The 17798-nt window shown below is 70.5% G+C and carries 12 protein-coding genes and 1 pseudogene; 6 read left to right on the plus strand and 7 right to left on the minus strand.

From position 1 onward, the window contains the following. Positions 1–150: 150 nt before the first annotated feature. Both ACFZDL_RS35940 and ACFZDL_RS35945 read left to right on the plus strand, forming a co-directional pair. Positions 151–2289, plus strand: coding sequence for an RICIN domain-containing protein (locus tag ACFZDL_RS35940; protein ID WP_353594649.1), 2139 nt, complete (start codon positions 151–153; stop codon positions 2287–2289). A 21-nt stretch (positions 2290–2310) separates the two neighbouring features. Beyond that, a pseudogene (locus tag ACFZDL_RS35945) lies at positions 2311–3177 on the plus strand (ThuA domain-containing protein); the annotation flags it as partial. A gap of 151 nt (positions 3178–3328) precedes the next feature. Here the strand turns inward: ACFZDL_RS35945 and ACFZDL_RS35950 are convergent. Then, complete coding sequence (locus ACFZDL_RS35950; RefSeq protein WP_353594650.1) at positions 3329–3682, minus strand: cupin domain-containing protein; 354 nt, start codon at positions 3680–3682, stop codon at positions 3329–3331. A 109-nt stretch (positions 3683–3791) separates the two neighbouring features. On the opposite strand from ACFZDL_RS35950, the gene ACFZDL_RS35955 reads away from it, so the two are divergent. Beyond that, positions 3792–5234: a PLP-dependent aminotransferase family protein gene (locus tag ACFZDL_RS35955; RefSeq protein ID WP_353594651.1), complete on the plus strand. Its 1443-nt coding sequence runs from the start codon at positions 3792–3794 to the stop codon at positions 5232–5234. Positions 5235–5301: 67 nt separating this feature from the next. Continuing rightward, positions 5302–6732 carry an SMI1/KNR4 family protein gene (locus ACFZDL_RS35960; protein ID WP_353594652.1) on the plus strand — a complete coding sequence of 477 codons (1431 nt, stop codon included), beginning with the start codon at positions 5302–5304 and terminating at the stop codon, positions 6730–6732. Positions 6733–7538: 806 nt separating this feature from the next. Here the strand turns inward: ACFZDL_RS35960 and ACFZDL_RS35965 are convergent. From ACFZDL_RS35965 to ACFZDL_RS35985, 5 genes are all read right to left on the minus strand, one after another. Then, entirely contained in the window at positions 7539–8126 is a 588-nt protein-coding gene (locus tag ACFZDL_RS35965) for a hypothetical protein (protein WP_353594653.1), read from the minus strand. 91 nt (positions 8127–8217) lie between these two features. Then, the gene (locus ACFZDL_RS35970; RefSeq protein ID WP_353594654.1) at positions 8218–9027 is read right to left on the minus strand and encodes a hypothetical protein; all 810 of its coding nucleotides are present in this window, start codon (positions 9025–9027) and stop codon (positions 8218–8220) included. 337 nt (positions 9028–9364) lie between these two features. Then, the gene (locus ACFZDL_RS35975) at positions 9365–9724 is read right to left on the minus strand and encodes a hypothetical protein (protein WP_353594655.1); all 360 of its coding nucleotides are present in this window, start codon (positions 9722–9724) and stop codon (positions 9365–9367) included. Next, positions 9724–12117: a Hint domain-containing protein gene (locus ACFZDL_RS35980; RefSeq protein ID WP_353594656.1), complete on the minus strand. Its 2394-nt coding sequence runs from the start codon at positions 12115–12117 to the stop codon at positions 9724–9726. The genes ACFZDL_RS35975 and ACFZDL_RS35980 overlap by 1 nt, the downstream gene beginning before the upstream one ends. 78 nt (positions 12118–12195) lie before the next feature. Beyond that, positions 12196–14508: a hypothetical protein gene (locus tag ACFZDL_RS35985; protein WP_353594657.1), complete on the minus strand. Its 2313-nt coding sequence runs from the start codon at positions 14506–14508 to the stop codon at positions 12196–12198. Positions 14509–14597: 89 nt separating this feature from the next. Between ACFZDL_RS35985 and ACFZDL_RS35990 the strand changes: the two genes are divergently transcribed. Further along, positions 14598–16103, plus strand: coding sequence for an SMI1/KNR4 family protein (locus tag ACFZDL_RS35990; RefSeq protein WP_353594658.1), 1506 nt, complete (start codon positions 14598–14600; stop codon positions 16101–16103). A gap of 23 nt (positions 16104–16126) precedes the next feature. Here ACFZDL_RS35990 and ACFZDL_RS35995 read toward each other — a convergent pair whose 3' ends face one another. Next, a complete protein-coding gene (locus tag ACFZDL_RS35995) occupies positions 16127–16714 on the minus strand; it encodes a TetR/AcrR family transcriptional regulator (protein WP_353594659.1) in 588 nt (195 codons plus the stop codon). An 82-nt stretch (positions 16715–16796) separates the two neighbouring features. Between ACFZDL_RS35995 and ACFZDL_RS36000 the strand changes: the two genes are divergently transcribed. Continuing rightward, positions 16797–17750: an oxidoreductase gene (locus ACFZDL_RS36000; protein WP_353594660.1), complete on the plus strand. Its 954-nt coding sequence runs from the start codon at positions 16797–16799 to the stop codon at positions 17748–17750. Positions 17751–17798 lie beyond the last annotated feature (48 nt).

Consider the following 17798-nt stretch of genomic DNA (forward strand, 5'->3'; position numbering starts at 1 on the left):
CGACCGCCCCCCACGGCGACAGGAGGACCTGTGCTCCGACCCGTGCTCAGACCCTTGCGTCAGGCCAGATCAGGCAGCCGAAGCCAAAGTCGAAGCCAACGCCAACGCCGCCGATGTGCCCGCCCCGTTCGGCCCTGGGTGGCGGCCACCGTGGTCGCTTTCTCGGCCGCGTCACTGCTGACCGCGACCCCCTCCCGGGCAGCCGCCGCCCTGCCGACCGAGTGGGCCACCGTCGTGAACAGCGGCAGTGGCAAATGCCTGGACGCCCGGTCCGCCGCGACCGCGAACGGCACTGCCGTGCAGCAGTACTCCTGCAACAACTCCACGGCCCAGCAGTGGAGTTTCACCGCGACGAGCGACGGCTACGTCCGGATCAGCAACCGCAACGACGCCAACCAGGTCGTCGACGTGACCGACGTGTCCACCGCCGACAACGCGCCCCTGCAGCTGTGGGCGTACGGAGGCGGCGACAACCAGCAGTGGCAGGCCGTGGACGAAGGCGGCGGCGCCTACCGCTTCGTCAACCGGCACAGCGGCAAGTGCCTGGACGTCCCCTCCGCGTCGACCGCGGACAGCGTGCAACTGGTGCAGTACACCTGCAACGGAACCGCGGCCCAGCGGTTCCAGGTGACGCCCGTGTCCGCCCCGCCCGGCGACGTGGACCTCGGCCCGAACGTGGTCGTCTTCGATCCGTCCATGTCCTCGTCCACGATCCAGAGCCGGCTGAACTCCATCTTCCAGCAGCAGGAGACCAACCAGTTCGGCTCCCAGCGCTACGCGGTGATGTTCAAGCCGGGCACCTACAGCAATGACGTCAACGTCGGCTTCTACACCCAGGTCCTGGGGCTCGGCCAGTCCCCCGACGCGGTGACGGTCAACGGCGCGGTCCATGCCGAGGCCGACTGGTTCCAGGGCAACGCCACCCAGAACTTCTGGCGCGGCGCCGAGAACCTGTCGGTCACCCCCAACGGCGGCACGGACCGGTGGGCGGTCTCCCAGGCCGCCCCGTACCGGCGGATGCATCTGCGCGGCAACCTCGCGCTGGACGACGGCGGCTGGTCCAGCGGCGGCTACCTGGCCGACAGCAAGATCGACGGTCAGGTGCGGTCGGGCAGTCAGCAGCAGTGGCTGACCCGCAACGCGCAACTCGGCAGCTGGAGCGGGTCCAACTGGAACATGGTCTTCGTCGGCAGCCAGGGCGTACCGGGCACCAGCTTCCCCAACCCGCCGTACACCACGGTGGACCGGACCCCGGTGTCCCGCGAGAAGCCGTTCCTGTACGTGGACGGCTCCGGGGCCTACAAGGTGTTCGTGCCGTCCACGCGCACTGATTCCTCGGCGACCAGCTGGGCCTCGGGCAGCGCCCCCGGCACCTCCCTCCCGCTGGACGACTTCTACGTCGTGAAGCCCGGGGCGACCGCGGCGCAGATCAACACGGCCCTGGCCGCGGGGAAGAACCTCCTGGTCACCCCCGGTGTCTACCACCTCAACGAGACACTGAAGGTGACCCGCGCCGACACCGTCGTACTGGGTCTGGGCCTCGCCACCTTCGTCCCGGACAACGGCATCACCGCCATGACCGTCGCGGACGTCGACGGAGTCAAGATCGCGGGTCTCCTCTTCGACGCGGGAACCACCAACTCGCGCACATTGATGGAAGTCGGGCCCACCGGCGCCGCCGCCTCCCACGCGGCCAACCCGACCTCCCTGCACGACGTGTACTTCCGCGTCGGCGGCAGCGGCGTTGGCAAGGCGACCACCAGTCTGGTGGTCAACAGCGACAACGTCATCGGGGACCATATGTGGATCTGGCGCGCCGACCACGGCAGCGGTGTCGGCTGGACCAGCAACACCGCGGACACCGGGCTCGTCGTGAACGGCGACGACGTCACCATGTACGGCCTGTTCGTCGAGCACTACCAAAAACACCAGACGATCTGGAACGGCAACGGCGGCCGCACGTACTTCTACCAGAACGAGATGCCCTACGACCCGCCCAACCAGGCGGCCTGGATGAACGGCTCCACCCAGGGCTACACCGCCTACAAGGTCGCCGACTCCGTCACCAGCCACCAGGGCTACGGCTTCGGCAGCTACTGCTACTTCAACGTCAACCCGGGCGTGACCGCCGAGCACGCCATCGAGACACCGAACAACCCCAACGTCCGCTTCAAGGACATGGTCACCGTCTCGCTGGGCGGCACCGGCACCATCCGCCACGTCATCAACGACCGCGGCGGCCCCTCCAACTCCGCCACCAACGTGGCCAACCTCGTCGCCTACCCGTAACGGCATCGGCAAGGAGCCCCCATGCCCGACACCCGACGCACCGCACCGCCCCGGGCGGTGTCCGCGGCCCTGCGGCTGCTGACCCTGCTGGCCGTCCTGCTGGGCCTGACGGCAGCCCCCGCCCACGCGGCAACGCACACCCCGAGGGCGCCGTTCAAGGTGCTGGCCCTCTACAGCGGCACCTGGGACGCCGCGCACATCAGCTTCGTCCACGAGGCGAACGACTGGTTCCCCAAGCAGGCGGCCCTGAACGGCTTCACCTACACCGCCAGCAACAACTGGAACCTGCTCGCGGACGGCGGGGTTAACGGCTACCAGGTCGTGCTGTTCCTCGACGATCTGCCGCAGACCGCGGCCCAGCGCACCGGTTTCGAGCGGTATATGCGCGGCGGCGGTGCCTGGATGGGATTCCACGTGTCGGCCTTCACCACCGAAGCCCAGAACTGGTCCTGGTACCACAACCAGTTCCTCGGCAGCGGCAACTTCAAGTCCAACACCTGGGGCCCGACCACGGCCGAACTGAAGGTCGAGAACCGCACCCACCCCGCCACCAAGAACCTCCCCGCCCTGTTCACCTCGTCGGTCAGCGAGTGGTACAGCTGGTCGAAGGACCTGCGCCAGAACCCGGACATCAAGATCCTGGCCTCCGTCGACCCGAGCAGCTTCCCCCTCGGCACCGACCCTGACCAGAGCTGGTACAGCGGCTACTACCCGATCCTGTGGACGAACACCACGTACAAGATGCTGTACGCGAACTTCGGCCACAACGCGATGGACTACGCGACCAACACGCCCCTGTCGTCCACCTTCGCGAGCGAGACCCAGAACCGGTTCCTGCTCGACGGCCTGAAGTGGCTGGGCGGCGCGGCCACCGCCCAGCCGTCGGCCACCACCCGGCCGTCCTCCGCACGGCCCTGACACGCCCGTGTCCAGGGCGCCACGGGAGGGCGCCCGGGGCCATGGTGGTCCCCGGTCCCTCGACTCCCGCGAGCTGACGGAACGGCCACTTCGGTTCGGCGGCCGTGTCCGCGTGTTCTCCTCAGCTCCCGTACTGCTTGGTGTCCGGGTGCTCGATGAGCAGGACGTGGGCGGTCTCATCGGCCACGGGGCGGTGCCGTACCCCCCTGGGTACGACGAACAGCTCGCCGGCCTTCAGCACCACAGGCTCCCGGCCCTCCAGCTGAATCCGGACGCTGCCGTCCCAGCACAGGAACAGCTCGTCCTCGTCGTGGTGGTGCCAGGGAAACTCGCCTTCCACCCGGGCCAGGCGGACGACGGTGGTGTCGTTCACCATGGCCAGATTGTGCTGCTGGAAGGGGCCGGGCAGCGTGGCGATGGCCTCGGGCACCGATATCGCGGCAAGGTCACGCAGGTTCTCGCGTCGTGTGGTCATGCCATGATCCTCGCCGCCGCCACGCCCGGCTCACAGAGCCAATGCGCCACAATTGGTTCGTTCAGAGGACCAATGTCCTCGGGTGTCCCGAGGCGAGGGGAACGCGCTCATGCCCATGGACCCGGCCGACCTGGCCGACCGCCTGGGCCGGTGGTCAGCCGGCCGCGGTCCGCTGTACCTCCTGCTCGCCGCGCGGCTGCGGCGCCTTGTCGACGAGGGCGAACTGCGCCCCGGCACCCGGCTGCCACCCGACCGGGCCCTCGCATCCGCACTCGCGGTAGGGCGCGGGACCGTGGTCGCCGCGTACGAGCAGCTGAGTACGGAGGGCCGGATCGTCCGGCGCCAGGGAAGCGGCACCCGCGTGGCCGGGCCCTCGCGGCCCGGACCTCAGGAGACCACGGGGGCGCCGGTCTTCCTCCACCTGCTGGAGCCGCAGGCCGACGACGTGATCCTGCTGGCGTGCGCCGCACCCGCCGAGCCTCCGCCGATCCTGCTGACGGCGTACGAGCGGGCCCTGGCCCAGCTGGCCACGGTCACGGGTGACATCGGGTACCACCCGTCGGGCCACCCGCACCTGCGCCGAGCCGTCGCCGACCACTACACCCGCCGAGGCGTACCGACCGACCCCGAACAGGTCCTGATCACCAACGGAGGCCAGCAGGCCCTCTCCCTGCTCGCCCGCGCCTTCGTCGAGCCCGGCGGTACGGTGCTGGTCGAGGCACCCACCTACCCCGGCGCGCTGGAGGCCTTCCACGAACGGGCCGCGGCGCTGCGGACGCTCCCCACCGGCCTCGACGGCTTCGAAGCGGCGATCCGCTCACCTTCTCGCCGCCCGGAACTCGCCTACCTCGTGTCCACCCACCACAACCCCACCGGACACGTACTGCCACCGCTGGCACGCCGGAGGCTCGCGGTGGCGGCGGCCACCGCCGACGTACCGCTCATCGACGACGAAGTCCTCGCCCACCCGGGCTTCCCCGGCCAGCGGACACCCCCTCCGCTGGCCACCTTCGGCGACACCGTCATCACGGTGGGCTCCCTCAGCAAAAGCGTCTGGGGCGGGCTGCGCATCGGCTGGATACGAGCCGCCAGGCCCGTCGTCGACCGCCTCGCCCGGCTCCGGGCGGTCCATGACCTCGGCGGAAACCTCCCCGCACAACTCGCCGCGGCCGAGTTGCTGCCCCGCCTGGAAACCCTGTGCCAGGGCCTGGCGGCAGACCGCCAGGCCCGCCATGACCACCTGCGCGCGGAACTGGCGCGGTCGCTGCCGCAGTGGCAGACCCCGCCGGTCACCGGCGGCCAGACCCTATGGGTGCGCCTCCCTCACGGCGACGGCGACTCCTTCGCGCAGACGGCCCTCCGCCACGGCGTCGCCGTACTTCCCGGCAGCGGACTGGACGCCTCCGGGGGCAGCAAGGAGTTCATCCGCATCCACTTCCTCGCCACCCCCGACACTCTGACCGAGGCGGTACGCCGCCTGGCGACGGCCTGGCAGGCGTACGGCGGCGGCCATGACCGAGGCACCCCGGCGCCGCGGTCGATGGCGGTGTGACGCCCTTGTCGTACCCCTGTGCTGTCCTTGTTCTGTCGCAGTGGCCTCGAGATGAGGGAGCACACCGGTGAACCGCGAGCAGTGGCGTCCGTTCCTCCAGCAGTGGAGCAAGGAGTGGATCGACAGCCATGACCCCGAGAAGGACGGCGAGCTGGACGAGGCCGTGGTGCGTGACCGCTGGCTCGGCTTCGCCCCGGCGGGCGAGGAGGAGATCGCGGCGGCCGAGGCCCGACTGGGCTGCACCCTGCCTCCGTCGCTTCGCGAATTCCTGGCGGTGACCAACGGGTGGCGGGACGCGGGCTGCTTCATCTACCGGCTGGCCGGAACGGCTGAGTTGGAGTGGCTGGCCGATTCCGACCGGTCGTACCTGATCGAGATCTACGACGAGCTCGCGGAGGGCGACGCAGAGAGCGAGGAGGAAGAAGAAGACGCTGACATGATCCACGAGGCGGAGGTGCTGAGGCGTTCTCTGCTCGTCTCGCTCGATGGTGACGCGGCGGACATCTTCCTGGACCCCGGGGAGGTGAATGAGCGCGGGGAGTGGACCGCGTACTGGCTCGCTTCGTGGTCGGGGAGCGGGCCGGAGCCTTTCGACTCCTTCTACGAGTTGATGTACGACCAGTACAAGTCGTTCCACAGTTTGCGGACACCGGAGGGGGAGACCAAAGACCGCTGGGACACAAGGGTGGAAGAGGCCCGGCTCGCCGCCCTCAGTGGTGAGATCGAGGGACCGTTGAAGGTGCTGACCGAGGCGGAAGAATTCGGCAACGAACGGGCTCTGCTTCTGCGGTTCCAGATGCTGGCCATGCTCGGCGGCGGCGAACACCAGGCCGAGATCAGCCGTGTCGTGGACTTCGCGCACCACCCCGGCGTCCTGCAACACGCCCTGTTCATCCCCGAGTTGCTGCCTCTGGTCTTCGAGGAAGACCGCACTCGCGATCTGCCACACGGATGGTCGACGCTGCGATTCTCCAAGGAGAACGGCCCGGAATGGCTGCAGTCGCTCATCTCCGACCATGAGACCCGCCGCGCCGCCCCTGACCACCGGCTCTCCTTCGGCAACCCGGAATTCGACGCCGCTGTCCACGACATCACGGACCGACTGGCCGCCGACCCCGCGTTCCAGGTCCGGGACCCGTACGAGGAGCAGTGGCAGAACGCGACCTACGAGCAGACGTGGGTGGACGGCCAGCGCGTCATGCGCGTGGACATGCCGTCCCTGACCGTCTCCGCGGTCCTCATCAGCGAGGAATCGGAGGACGGCGTGCCGGCCGACCTCGAAGCGCACGACCCCTTCGGCGCATACGACCGGGCCCGGGAGCGTCAGCGGCAGCTCATTGACGAGGCCTGGCCCGAACTGAAGGAGGCGATACGGCTGTGGCGCCCGCTGCATGAGGACCACATCGCCCCCGTGGTGCTTTTCGCCGACCCCGTGCTCGCCGAGATGATCACCGGGGAGCGGGGGCGGGAAATCCTTTCGATGTGTCGTCCGGGTTGACGGCTGCGTGCTGCGGGTGCGGGTGGCTGCGCTGCGCTTCGCTTCGCGTTGGCTGCGCTTCGCTGCGCCTGTGCGCCGTCTCGCGGCATTCGGCTCGGGCGGGTGCGGGTTTCGTCTCGGACCCTCCGGGTCCAAAGCGCTGGCGAGAAGGGGGGAGGGGGGTGGCTGGCCGGTCGTTCCGATTCGTGGGCGCGGCGGGTGGCTGGGCTCAAAGAGGCTCCGCTGCGCTGCGCCGCGACTGCTGCCGCGCGGTGGTTGGCCGGTCGGTCCAGCGGTGCGCTGGTCCGGGGTCCGGGAGCGTGACGTACGGGCCAGCGCCGTTGGATGGCATGGTCCGATTGCCGCGTGCGGGGACGTCTCGCGGCTTTGGCGCACAGCGGTCAGCAGCGGGAAGGGGGAGGGGCACCGGGGGCGGCGTCGCCGTCTCCCGTTGGGCCCTCCCCTCACCTGCTCTCAAAGAATCACTTGATCTGCATCAAACGTTTTTCTGAGAGCAGGTGGGGGGAGAGCCGATCCCGTCCCCCGGCGCCCGCCCATCCGTCGCGCTCGCGCGCCCCGGCCCAGCGCACCGCTGGACTCCTCGCTCGACCATCGCGCGGCAGCAGCTGCGGCGGAGCGCAGCGGAGCTTCTTTGAGCCCAGCCGCCCGCCGGGCTGAGGAATCGGGACACCGGGCCGGCCGCCCCCCCTTCTCGCCGGCGCTTTGGACCCGGAGGGTCCGAGACGAAACCCGCACCCGCCCGAGCCGAATGCCGCGAGACGGCGCACAGGCACAGGCGAAGCGCAGCGAAGCCAACGGCAGCCATCTCACCACGGTTCGCGGAACGTGATGCCCAGGTGCTGGAGGAGCCCTTCGCGCTGCTCGGCAGTGGCCAGGACCATGACGTCGTCGTACCCGAGGGTGTAGGGGCCGCTGTCGACGCAGCGGAAGGTCCGGGGGTCGTCGTCGGGGCTCAGTGCTTCGATGGCGGCCTGGGCCGCGTCCATGTCGAGGTAGTCGTTCGACTCCTGCTCTATGGAGAAGGAGAGCTCCTTGCCGTTGCGCTCGAAGTACAGCGTCCCGCGGCCGGCGTCCTCGTCGTCCGGGTCTGCCTTGTCGAAGCGGTAGTTGTCGACGGTGACCTTTCCTCCGGTGAGGGCCGCGGCTTCTTCGAGGAGCCATTCGTAGTGGTGGTCGGCGAAGTCGACGTCATCGGCGTGGATGGATACGGCCACGCCGAAGTCTTCGAGGGAGCTGGCTGTCTCATGGCCTGGTTTCAGTTCGCCGTACGCGAGGTCGCCGAATCGTTCTATGACGCTTTGAGCTGTCTCCTGAGTGATCATGCCGAGTTCGGTGAGGACTTCAGCAACCCGTACGTAGTTCCGTACGTAGTTGATCGGTTGGGATGTCGCCATGGCTTCATCCTGTCAGCAGGAGACGCAGGAGACGCAGGAGACGCCAGAGCGCCCCGGCGGAGCCGGGGCGCTCGAAGCACTCGCCTCTGGGTTAGTCAGTGAGCGTCGGGGTCTGCCAGGTTCGCCATTCGGACAGGTTGCCCGGCTTCTTGCCCGAGATCTTGATCGAGCCGGCAGCGTTGCCCGTCTTCAGCAGGAACTTCTGGATGTTCTGCTGCAGCGGGGTCTTCCACTCGGACCTGACGGCGCAGTGGTTGCCGTCCTGGATGTCGGACCAGTACGTGATGTTGGCCCCCGCGCCGAGCGCCTTGTAGACCTCCGCCGCGCCCAGGGCCGCGACGCTGCCCGATTTGGCGCCCAGCCAGTCGATGTGCGGGTTCTCCATGATGAAGAGCCCGCGCGGCGCCACCATGGACACGATCTCGTGGGTGTCCAGCGGCAGCGTGGCCGGGTTGCCGGTGAAGGAGCCGAACGCGTCGCCCAGCCATGGCTGCTCCGAGTAGGCGCTGCTCAGGGGCTGCGAGCCGCTTTCCCCGGGAATCCCGCGGAAGATGGGGACGCCCGCGGTGCCCGACTCGATCGGCATGGTCAGGGCGATCCGCTGGTCGAAGGCGCCGATGGCGAAGGCGCCCTTGCCGTATCGCGAGCAGCCCGTGACGCCCATCGCGTCCGCCTTGAGGATGTTGCCGCCCGACTGCTCGATGACGTCGATGATGCGGCTCACCCCCCAGGCCCAGGCCATGAGCACGCCGGTGCTGCTCTGCGAGCCGTAGATGCTGTAGTACGCGCCTTGTTTGTTGTTCCGTGGTGTGCCCTCCCGGCCGACCGCGAGGGGGTCGTAGCTGATGACGGCGGCGCCGGAGGCCTTGGTGGTGGCGGTGTCCGCGCCGAATCCGCCCACGACCACGACGGCCGGGAAGGGGCCGGAACCACTGGGCAGTTCTTGGCGGTCAGGGAGCCGGGGAGTTGCACGGCGCAGTCGGCACCGTCGTCTTCGACGCCGGCGGCGAGGCGCGCGGGCGCCCCGGAGCCGCCGATGGCGCCTGCTGGCTGTGTGCTGAGGGTGGTGGCCGTCAGGCTCGCGACGGCCATGAGGACCGCGGGTACCCACGCCCGGGGACGATATCGATGAAAGCGCATACGGGGACCCTGTATTTCTTCCCCGCCCGCCCGGTGCGCCCGCCCGGTGCGCCCGCCCGGTGCGGCGGCCCCGTGCGGCGGCCCGGGGCCGGCACCGGCTATCCCGTCGGGCGGATCCTCGCGAAGCGCTGCGACATGACCGGGCCGAGAGACGCGGTGATCTCATGCCCCGGGCTGCCCGGGTACGGAAGGTAGTTCAGGAACGAGGTCACGATGATCTCGTCGACTTCGGGGACCCCCTTTTGCAGTCTGTCCTCCAGGAAGCCGAGGACCTTCCGCCAGTCCAGCGTTCCGCCGTGCGGGGCGAGGAACGAGTCCATCACTTCCTGTGTGACGTCCCAGAAGAACACGTGCGGGAGGACTTCACCGTTCTCGTTGAAAACGTGTGATTCGTAGAGGTCTTCGAGCTCCGGGACGTGAGCCACGAGATCGAGTACCAGCTGCTCACCGCTGTTCATCAGCAGCCCTGGAGCCCTTCGTAACCGGCGGCACCCTTGTACTTCCCCTCGTGCGCGTCGTCGATGGCCTGGATCAGGCTCTTCGCCACTCGGATGTCCCGCGCCGACCTGACCACGGTCTCCTTCTTTCCGCCCTTCGGCTTGTACACGTCCTTGGTGAGGAAGTTGTTGAGCGACGCCCGCAGCTGGGCCGTGCTCGCCAGGTGGTTCTTCCCCTCGACCTTGGCGCCGCCCTGAGCCTCATGGTTGGCCGCGGCCATCGCGGAGCCGTCACCGATCGCGTTCGGACTGCCGAGGCCGTGGTACAGCGCATTGACGATTTTCTGCAGCCGCGCGTTGTCGACCTGCGGTATGCCGCCGTTGTTGTGGACGAGGATCGGTGTCTCGCCCGCCAGCACATAGTACGTGCGGGGGCCGGCGACCGAGAGGTCGTGCGTGGGCCGGCGGACCTGCTGGCCCAGGACCGCGATCACCCGGAGCGGCGAGCCCGCGGCGCTGCGGAGCCTGTCGCCGGGCCGCAGGTCGCCCGCGTTCTTCCACCGTTTGGCGTCCGCCAGCCAGAACGGGTGGTTGTCGGTCGCCGTGAGGGTGGCGGGCCCACGGTCGGTGCGGACGGTGATGCGGGTGAAGTCCGTGTCGCCCTCGGTGGCGAAGACCTCGGTCACCGGCCGCGCCTCGGTGCGCCGGAGCCCGGGGACACCGGCCGCCACCCGGTCCCCGCGGCGGATGTCCTCGATGGCCCGGTGGGTTCCGTCGGCGAGGAGGACCCTGGTACCGGAGGGGAAGCTGTGGGACCGGCCGCAGTCCTTGTTGTTCCGTTCCCGCTTCACCCCGTCGACGAGCTTCTTCACCTCGACCGTCGCCAGCGCACGGGCGGTGAGCACGGCGTTGGAGGCGTACGGGATGCGGTACTGGACCGGCCGGCCGCCGTTGGCCCGGGAGCGGGCCCGGGCCTCCGCCTTCTTCTGTGCCTCGATCGAGGCGAAGGTCGGGCCCGCGCCCGGGTTGGAGCAGGACAGGCTGCCCGAGACGCTGGTGCCGGTGACGGCGAAGGTGCCCTGCTTGCTCGTGCACCCACCGGCGGACTTTCCGTCGATGGTGAAGGTGGCGCTCATGACGGCGGTGACCTTGCCGTCCACCAGGCGGCTCTTCGCGCTGGTGGTGATCTGGCCGGTGAAGTTGTGGCTGGTGGAGCAACCCCCGGAGCCGCACTTCACCGACCCCGAGCCACTGAGCGTGAGGGAGATGCCGCTGTCGGTGGCCTTGCCGAGCTCCTTGGTCTGCTTCTCCAGGGTGTCGAACATCGGGTCGACGGCATCCCCGGTGACCGGGGCCAGCTCCATGCCCTGGGAGTCACTGCCTTCGAGGGGACCGCCCGTCACCTCGGGCGCTCGGGCCGGGTCCTCGTCGGGGGAATCCTGGGCCGCGGCCTGCCGCACGGCACTGGGGGAGGCCGTCCGCGAGCGCGACGGACTGTAGGGCTCCAGGCGCAGCACCCGGTACGGCTTCTTCTGCGTGATGAGCAGACGGCCCGCCGAGGTGTCGACTCCCAGGGCGGGTGTCCCCTGCACGGTGCGGTGCCGGCGCTGCGCCGACGGGCTCGGAGCCGGTGTGCTCTCCAGCGTGTCCAGCGCCTTGGAAAGCTGAGTCGCCAGCTCGGGTGGGGTCGGCCGCTGCTCGACCACCTCCTTCGCCGAGGTGGAAGCGGTCTCGTACCCGGCGGACCACTTGCCGGGCGCCTCCTCGCCGGGCTTGGCGTCCTCGCCGGGGGAGGGGTCCACCTTCCAGCGGGTGAAGGTCTTGCCGCCCACATGGAGGACGTCGCGGTCGAGCGTCTTGTTGCCGGAGCCCGTGGTGCCGAAGCGGCTGCCGGAGGCGGTGACGGTGACGTCCCGCTTCGTGGCACCGTTGGTCGAGGAGTCCTGGTACCGCAGGCCGGGGGCCAGGGCCAGCTCGGCCAGGGCCTGCCGGAACGGCTGCAGATTCCACTTGGCCTGCGGCTTGTGCGATCCGGAGCCCGTGTCGTTCCAGACCAGCAGTCCGGCCACCAGCGCCACGACCAGCGCCCCGACCCCGCCGAAGAGGAGGAGGCGTCCGCGCCGGCCCGACGGCAGCAGCCGCCACCGGCGGGGCCCCGTGGCCGGCGGATGTGGCGGTGGCGGGGGCGGCGGCCCGTAGGCGGAGCCGGGCGGCGGCCCGTACGGGTGGCTCTGCGGCGGCGGACCGTACGGAGAGGCCGGCGGCGGACCGTAGGGGGAGACCGGCGGCGGACCGGACGGGAAAGCCGGCGGCGGGCCGTACGGGGAGTTCTGTGGTGGCGGGCCGTACGGGCCGCCCTGGACTGGCTGGTTGGGCGGCGGCCACTGGCCGTCCGGGCGTGTCGGCTCCGTCATGAACTCCCCCGTGTCTCCCGGCTGAACGCCACCATCTCAGGAGAGTTGGGGCAGGTAAAGGTGGCGTCCCGGGGGCGGTCAGCCCCGCCCCTCCAGGGCGTCGCGTACGCGATCGACGACCCAGGGCGTCCCCTCCGTCGGCCACGACGCGGCGAGCTGGGTGAGCAGGGCCCGGTGGTCCTCCAGCCGGGACCCTTCGCTCAGGCCCAGGGCAGCCGCGGCCTGCACCTCCAGTTCCTCGCACCCGGTGGCGCGCACCAACTCCTCGGCCGCCGCGTCGCCCGTGGCATCGCTCAGCGCTCCCAGCGCGCCGGTGCGGTCCAGTACGGGAAGGCTGTCGTCGCGGGCGAGGGCCCCGAGGGTGCTGATCAACTCCCGGTCCGCCGCCTTCGTTTCGTAGAGAAATCCGCCGACCGTGTACAGGGCACAGCTGCGCACCTCGCGGTCGGCGGCCTGCCGCAGCACACCGGCGAGCAGCGCCGCGTCCCCGGGCTCCCATGAGCCCGCCACGCGCAGCGCGTTCAACGCGCTCAGGTGGGTGGCACCGGCCGGTGACGGGGGCTGACCCAGCACCTCGCGCGCCCGGGCGAGCACCTGCGGGGTGTCGATGGCGCGTGCCTGCTCGCCGAAGTGATGCTCGAGGCCCTTGTCGTGGTACCAGTGGTCCAGCGCGATGCCCACGGCCGCCTCCTGACCGCTGTCGAGCAGGGTGCGGAGCGCGCGGTGGTAGGTCTCTTCACCGCTGGGGGCCCGCAGTTCGCGGTGTGCGCGGTACAGCTCGGGGTCGGCGAGCCGATGGCCTTCCCAGTGGACGCTGTGCATCCCCCCGAACACCGCCCGGCGGACCAGGTCGGCGTCGTGCGCGGAGGACGCGATGTGCACCGGCCAGCTCTCCACCGCTTCTTCGAGCAGTTCACGATGCGCGTCGATGCGTTCGGCGCGGGACAGCTGCCAGGCCGCCTGGACGTGGATGTCCCAGTCGTCGCAGGCCAGGGCCCGCACCAGAAGCGGGTCGGCCTCCGGCCCCAGCGCCTCGCTCAGCACGCGGAGCGCGATCTCGTGGTGGCCGGCCAGGGACGGGTCGAACACGAAGCGGCTGACGAGGTCGACAAGTCGATCACGATCGGGGGCTTCGGCCGCACGGTCCGGCGTCTCGGCCGCGGCGTCCTGCTCCTCGTCCGGGTCCAGCACGCCGTACGCGACCCACAGCGCCTTGTGGCGCACCTCGTCGCTCGTGGCCCGCTCCAGTACCTCGGCGATCCGCTGGGCGTCGGACGCCTCCGCCCAGCGGGGGCCGATCGCGTTCAGCGCGCTGATGTGGTTGGCGGCTTCGCCGGTACGCGGACTCAGCTCGGGCGGCGACGGCGGATCCCGCAACACCTCCCAGGCCCGCGCGACCACCTCGGGCGCGTACGCCTCGATCTCGTCTTCGCGCAGGAAGTGGCCCAGCCCCTCCCAGCTCTGGAAGTAGTCGAGCGCGATGCCGACGGCCACCGGGTGTCCGCTGTGGAGCAGGGTGCGGAAGGCGCGGTGGTAGGCCTCCACGCTGCCGGTGGGGAACATCAGCTCCGCGTGGGCGCGTTCGAGCTCCGGATCGCCGTCCAGCCGGGCCCCGAGCCAGTAGGTGCTGTGAAACCCGGTCAGCGCCTCCCGCACCAGGCTCGCCGGGTATCGCGCGTCCTGCGGCCAGCTCGCCGCGAGGCGCTCGACCCGCTCCCGGTGGTCATGGAACCGGCCGTTCGTGGTGAGCCCGAGGGCGCCCTGGATCTGGAGCCGGAGCTCGCTCGACTCGGTGGCGCGGACCAGGAGGGCCGTCGCCTCGGGGTCGTCCGCCTCGAACACCGCGTGCAGGGCCTCCGTGCGCTCCCTCATGTCCACATCGTCGTCGAACGCCATGGCGCCGAGCGCGGCGACCAGCCGCGGGCTCGGCGTCTCGGCCGCGGCCAGCGCGGTGGCGGCGGCCGAACAGGCGGTGGAGCGCACATTGTCATGGGTGGCCAGCGCCAGGGCGTCGGCGATGAGGTCGACATCGGTGGCTTCGGCGAGGTTCATCATCGCGTTCAGCGCGCTGGCGTGGTTGGCGCCCGCGGAGGTGTCCTCGTCCTCGGGGGTCGGCGGCTGGCGGAGCAGTTCGCGGGCCACGGCGAGCACGTCCGGCCCGTACCGCTCGACCGCGCTTTCGCCACCGAACCGGGTCAGCGCCCCGGAGTACTGGAAGTGGTCGAGCGCGATGCCCGCGGCGACGGTGTGTCCGCTGTGGAGCAGGGTGCGGAAGGCGCGGAGGTACGCCTGCTCCTCGGTGGGAGCCATCAGCTCGTCATGCGCCTGCTCCAGGTCCGCGTCGGGCAGTTCGCAGCCTGTCCAGTGGAAGCTGTGGAAGCCGGCCACCATGTATGTGTGTCTCCTTTCCGAGGATGGCCACCGAGCCTATCCCGGCTGAAGGGAGCTCAGTTGTCGGTCCACGGTGCTGGAATGGGCGCATGACCAGCCCGCAGAGTCCGCAGAACCCGCAGATCACCGCACTGCTCCAGCAAGTGGCGCACAGCATGGCCAAAGGGGCGCCCCCGGGGTGGCAGCGGGCGTCCATCAGCGCTCGCGCCGACCGGCACGCCATCGGCGGCCCCGGAGCGGTCAATGTTCTCGCGAACGGCAGGACACGCCCCGCATCCATGCGGACCCCCAAGCAACTGAAGCGGGTCTTCGAACTGGACGACACCGGGGCCGACGAACTGACCGTCGAGCTGGCGGTGCACGCGGACGGCCGGTTCGAGGCGCTGACCAGCCGGGCCATCGTGCCGCGACCTCATGGGCCGGGCCATGTCTACGTACTGCGGCCCGACATCCGGCCGCCCGACGCCGGCGATCTGCAGTCGGGGCCCGCGGACCCGACCCAAGCCGGAGATCCGCAGGAGGCGGTGCGGCTGCTGTGGGCGTATCTGCGCAAACGGGCCGAGATCTTCGGCTGGGAGCCGGGCCGCCTCGAACGCTTCGAGGACGCGCTGCCCGCCCCGCGGACCGCTGAGGAGATCGAAGACTACGAGCGGAAGCTGGGCGTGCCGCTCCCGGACGATCTGCGCGCGCTGTACGCCGTGGCCGACGGCGACGGCGGGGACGGCGGCTCCCGCCTCTTCGACCGCCATATCTGGCTCGACCTCGACCAGTTGGTCTTCATCCGCCACGCGGACCGCTGGTGGGCGGCGGGGGACACCTGGCAGTACCACACGCTCGGTTCGGTGCGCTCCGATGGCCTGCCGCAGGCCAGGGCGCGGTCCTCGGCCGACCGCTCCGGCTGGATCATCTTCGCGGAGAGCACCGGTGGTGACTTCCTGGCCGTGGACATGGACCCCGCCGAGGGCGGCCGCCCGGGCCAGGTGATCCGAGTGGGCCTGCACCACGACGACGGCCCCGTGTACGTCGCCGACTCGGTGACCGAGCTGCTGCGGCTGCAACTGGCGGCGCTGGAGCGCGGCGACTACCGGTGCGACACCGCGCACGAGGAGCTGTGGATCGACGCCGGGCTGCCGGAGCACCACGGCGACACCGTCGAAGGCGCGGACGGCGAAAGGGGCGGTGGGGTGGAGGGCCCGGGCGCGGCGTCGGAGACCCTGGTGCACCACGCGGAGGTGACCTGCGACGCGGAGCTGTCGCCGCTGGCGGGACACCCCACGGCGGCGGCCGTGACGGTGCGGTCGGCCGAGTCCGTTTCGCTGGCCCCGCTGCGGCACTGCCCGCGGCTGTACGGGCTGGATGTGTCCCGGGCGGCGGTGCGCGACATCGAGGTGGCCGCCCGGATACCCGGCCTGCGGTATCTGGTGATGCGCCCGGAGCAGTGGCGGGAGCTCATCGAGCGCGCCGGGCCGCCGCCCGCCCTGGCCGCCGCCGTACTGGCCGACACCCCCTCGCCGCAGGTGCTGGCCGAGTGGGCGGCCGGCCTCGGCGGCGACCAGGACGACATCCGCTACTACACCGGCCGGCTGCCCGGCTAGTGCCGGACCACGGGCAGGACCGGTTACACCGCGCAGCCCCGCAGGGCGAACGCGATGGTGGCGTCCAGGCCCTGCTCGACCTCTTCGGCGGGGAGCGTGCCGTTCGCCACCAGGGTGGCGAAGCCGTGCATCGCGGCCATGACCGGCAGGGTGATGCCCTCCACCGGGCCAGGGCGCACCTCCTCCCTGCGTTGCCCGTCCTCGATCAGCTCCATGGCGAGCGCTGCCAGCCGGTGCGAGCACGCGACCAGTTCCTTGGACGCATCCGGTTCGTGCTTGACCGAGTACATGAGCTCCAGCAGGGCCGCGTTGTCCGTGGCGAAGCCCACGTAGGCGCGGGCGATCGCGCCCAGCCGGTCGGCGAAGGTCTCGCCCGACTCCCGCGCGGTGGTCAGGGCCCCCAGGAAGCGGTCGAACCCCTCCAGGGCCAGCGCGTCCAGCAGGGCCTGCTTGTCCTTGAAGTGGCGGCTGGGCGCGGCATGGCTGACGCCGATGTCACGGGCCAGCTCCCGCAGCGACAGGGCGGCCGGGCCCTTCTCGCGCAGCGTCTGCTCGGCGCGCGTGAGCAGCGCGGCGCGCAGGTCTCCGTGGTGGTACGGGCGGGTCTTCATGCCCAGCAGTCTATCCGCTGTGTGATCGACGCCTACATTGTTGACGTTGACATCATTGTTTGCGATGCCTACATTGGTGCGCATGTCGAAGACCATGAACACACCCCGCTGGAACGCCACCCACATCCCCGACCTGACCGGTCGCACCGCCGTGGTCACCGGAGCCAACAGCGGCCTGGGCATCGCCACCGTCGACGCCCTGGCCCGGGCCGGCGCCCACGTCGTCCTCGCCGTACGGGACACCCGCCGCGGCGAGGCCGCCGCCGCGACCCTGACCGGCGCGCGCGGCACCCTGGAGGTACGCCCGCTCGACCTGGCCGATCTCGCCTCGGTCCGCCGGTTCGCGTCCTCCTGGCGGGGCGACCTCGATCTGCTGATCAACAACGCCGGTGTCATGAACGTCGCCGAGGCCACCACCAAGGACGGCTTCGAGCTGCAGTTCGGCACCAACCACCTCGGCCACTTCGCACTGACCAACCTGCTGCTGCCGCACATCACCGACCGCGTGGTGACCGTCTCCTCGGGCATGCACCGGATTCCGGGCGACAACCACATCCACTTCGAGAACCTGAACCTGACGGGCGAGTACTCCCCGACGCGCGCCTACAGCCAGTCCAAGCTGGCCAACCTTCTGTTCACCCTGGAACTCCAGCGCCGACTGACCGAGGCCGGCTCGCGCGTGCGCGCCTTGGCCGCGCACCCCGGATGGGCCGCCACCAACTTGCAGGGCGGTGACGCCAGCTTCCTGCGCCGCGCGGCCCTGCGGGTGGGCAACCGGGTCTTCGCGCAGGACAGCAAGGCGGGCGCGCTGCCGACGCTGTACGCCGCGGTCCAGGACCTGCCCGGCGCGGCCTACATCGGGCCGGACGGCCGCGGCGAGATGCGCGGCGCCCCGACGCTGGTCGGACGGTCCCGGGCGGCCGGCGACCCGGAAGCGGCCCGCCGCCTGTGGACCGTGTCGGAGGAGCTGACCGGTGTCGCGTTCCCCGAGCGGCTGCGCGCGGACTTGGCGAGCCCGGCCGGTCCGGAGATATAATCGACATATCTGTGCGCGCCGGTCTTTCCTGGAGAAGTCGGAAGAAGT

The organism is Streptomyces sp. NPDC007917, from assembly GCF_042959105.1.
In the GTDB taxonomy this organism is placed as follows: Bacteria; Actinomycetota; Actinomycetes; order Streptomycetales; family Streptomycetaceae; genus Streptomyces.

Bases quoted from the DNA above. Each gene is read 5' to 3' on its own strand.
- ACFZDL_RS35950 (WP_353594650.1), bottom strand. From the start codon at position 3,682: ATGACCACACGACGCGAGAACCTGCGTGACCTTGCCGCGATATCGGTG.
- ACFZDL_RS35955 (WP_353594651.1), top strand. From the start codon at position 3,792: ATGCCCATGGACCCGGCCGACCTGGCCGACCGCCTGGGCCGGTGGTCA.
- ACFZDL_RS35965 (WP_353594653.1), bottom strand. From the start codon at position 8,126: ATGGCGACATCCCAACCGATCAACTACGTACGGAACTACGTACGGGTT.
- ACFZDL_RS35975 (WP_353594655.1), bottom strand. From the start codon at position 9,724: ATGAACAGCGGTGAGCAGCTGGTACTCGATCTCGTGGCTCACGTCCCG.
- ACFZDL_RS35980 (WP_353594656.1), bottom strand. From the start codon at position 12,117: ATGACGGAGCCGACACGCCCGGACGGCCAGTGGCCGCCGCCCAACCAG.
- ACFZDL_RS35985 (WP_353594657.1), bottom strand. From the start codon at position 14,508: ATGGTGGCCGGCTTCCACAGCTTCCACTGGACAGGCTGCGAACTGCCC.
- ACFZDL_RS35990 (WP_353594658.1), top strand. From the start codon at position 14,598: ATGACCAGCCCGCAGAGTCCGCAGAACCCGCAGATCACCGCACTGCTC.
- ACFZDL_RS35995 (WP_353594659.1), bottom strand. From the start codon at position 16,714: ATGAAGACCCGCCCGTACCACCACGGAGACCTGCGCGCCGCGCTGCTC.
- ACFZDL_RS36000 (WP_353594660.1), top strand. From the start codon at position 16,797: ATGTCGAAGACCATGAACACACCCCGCTGGAACGCCACCCACATCCCC.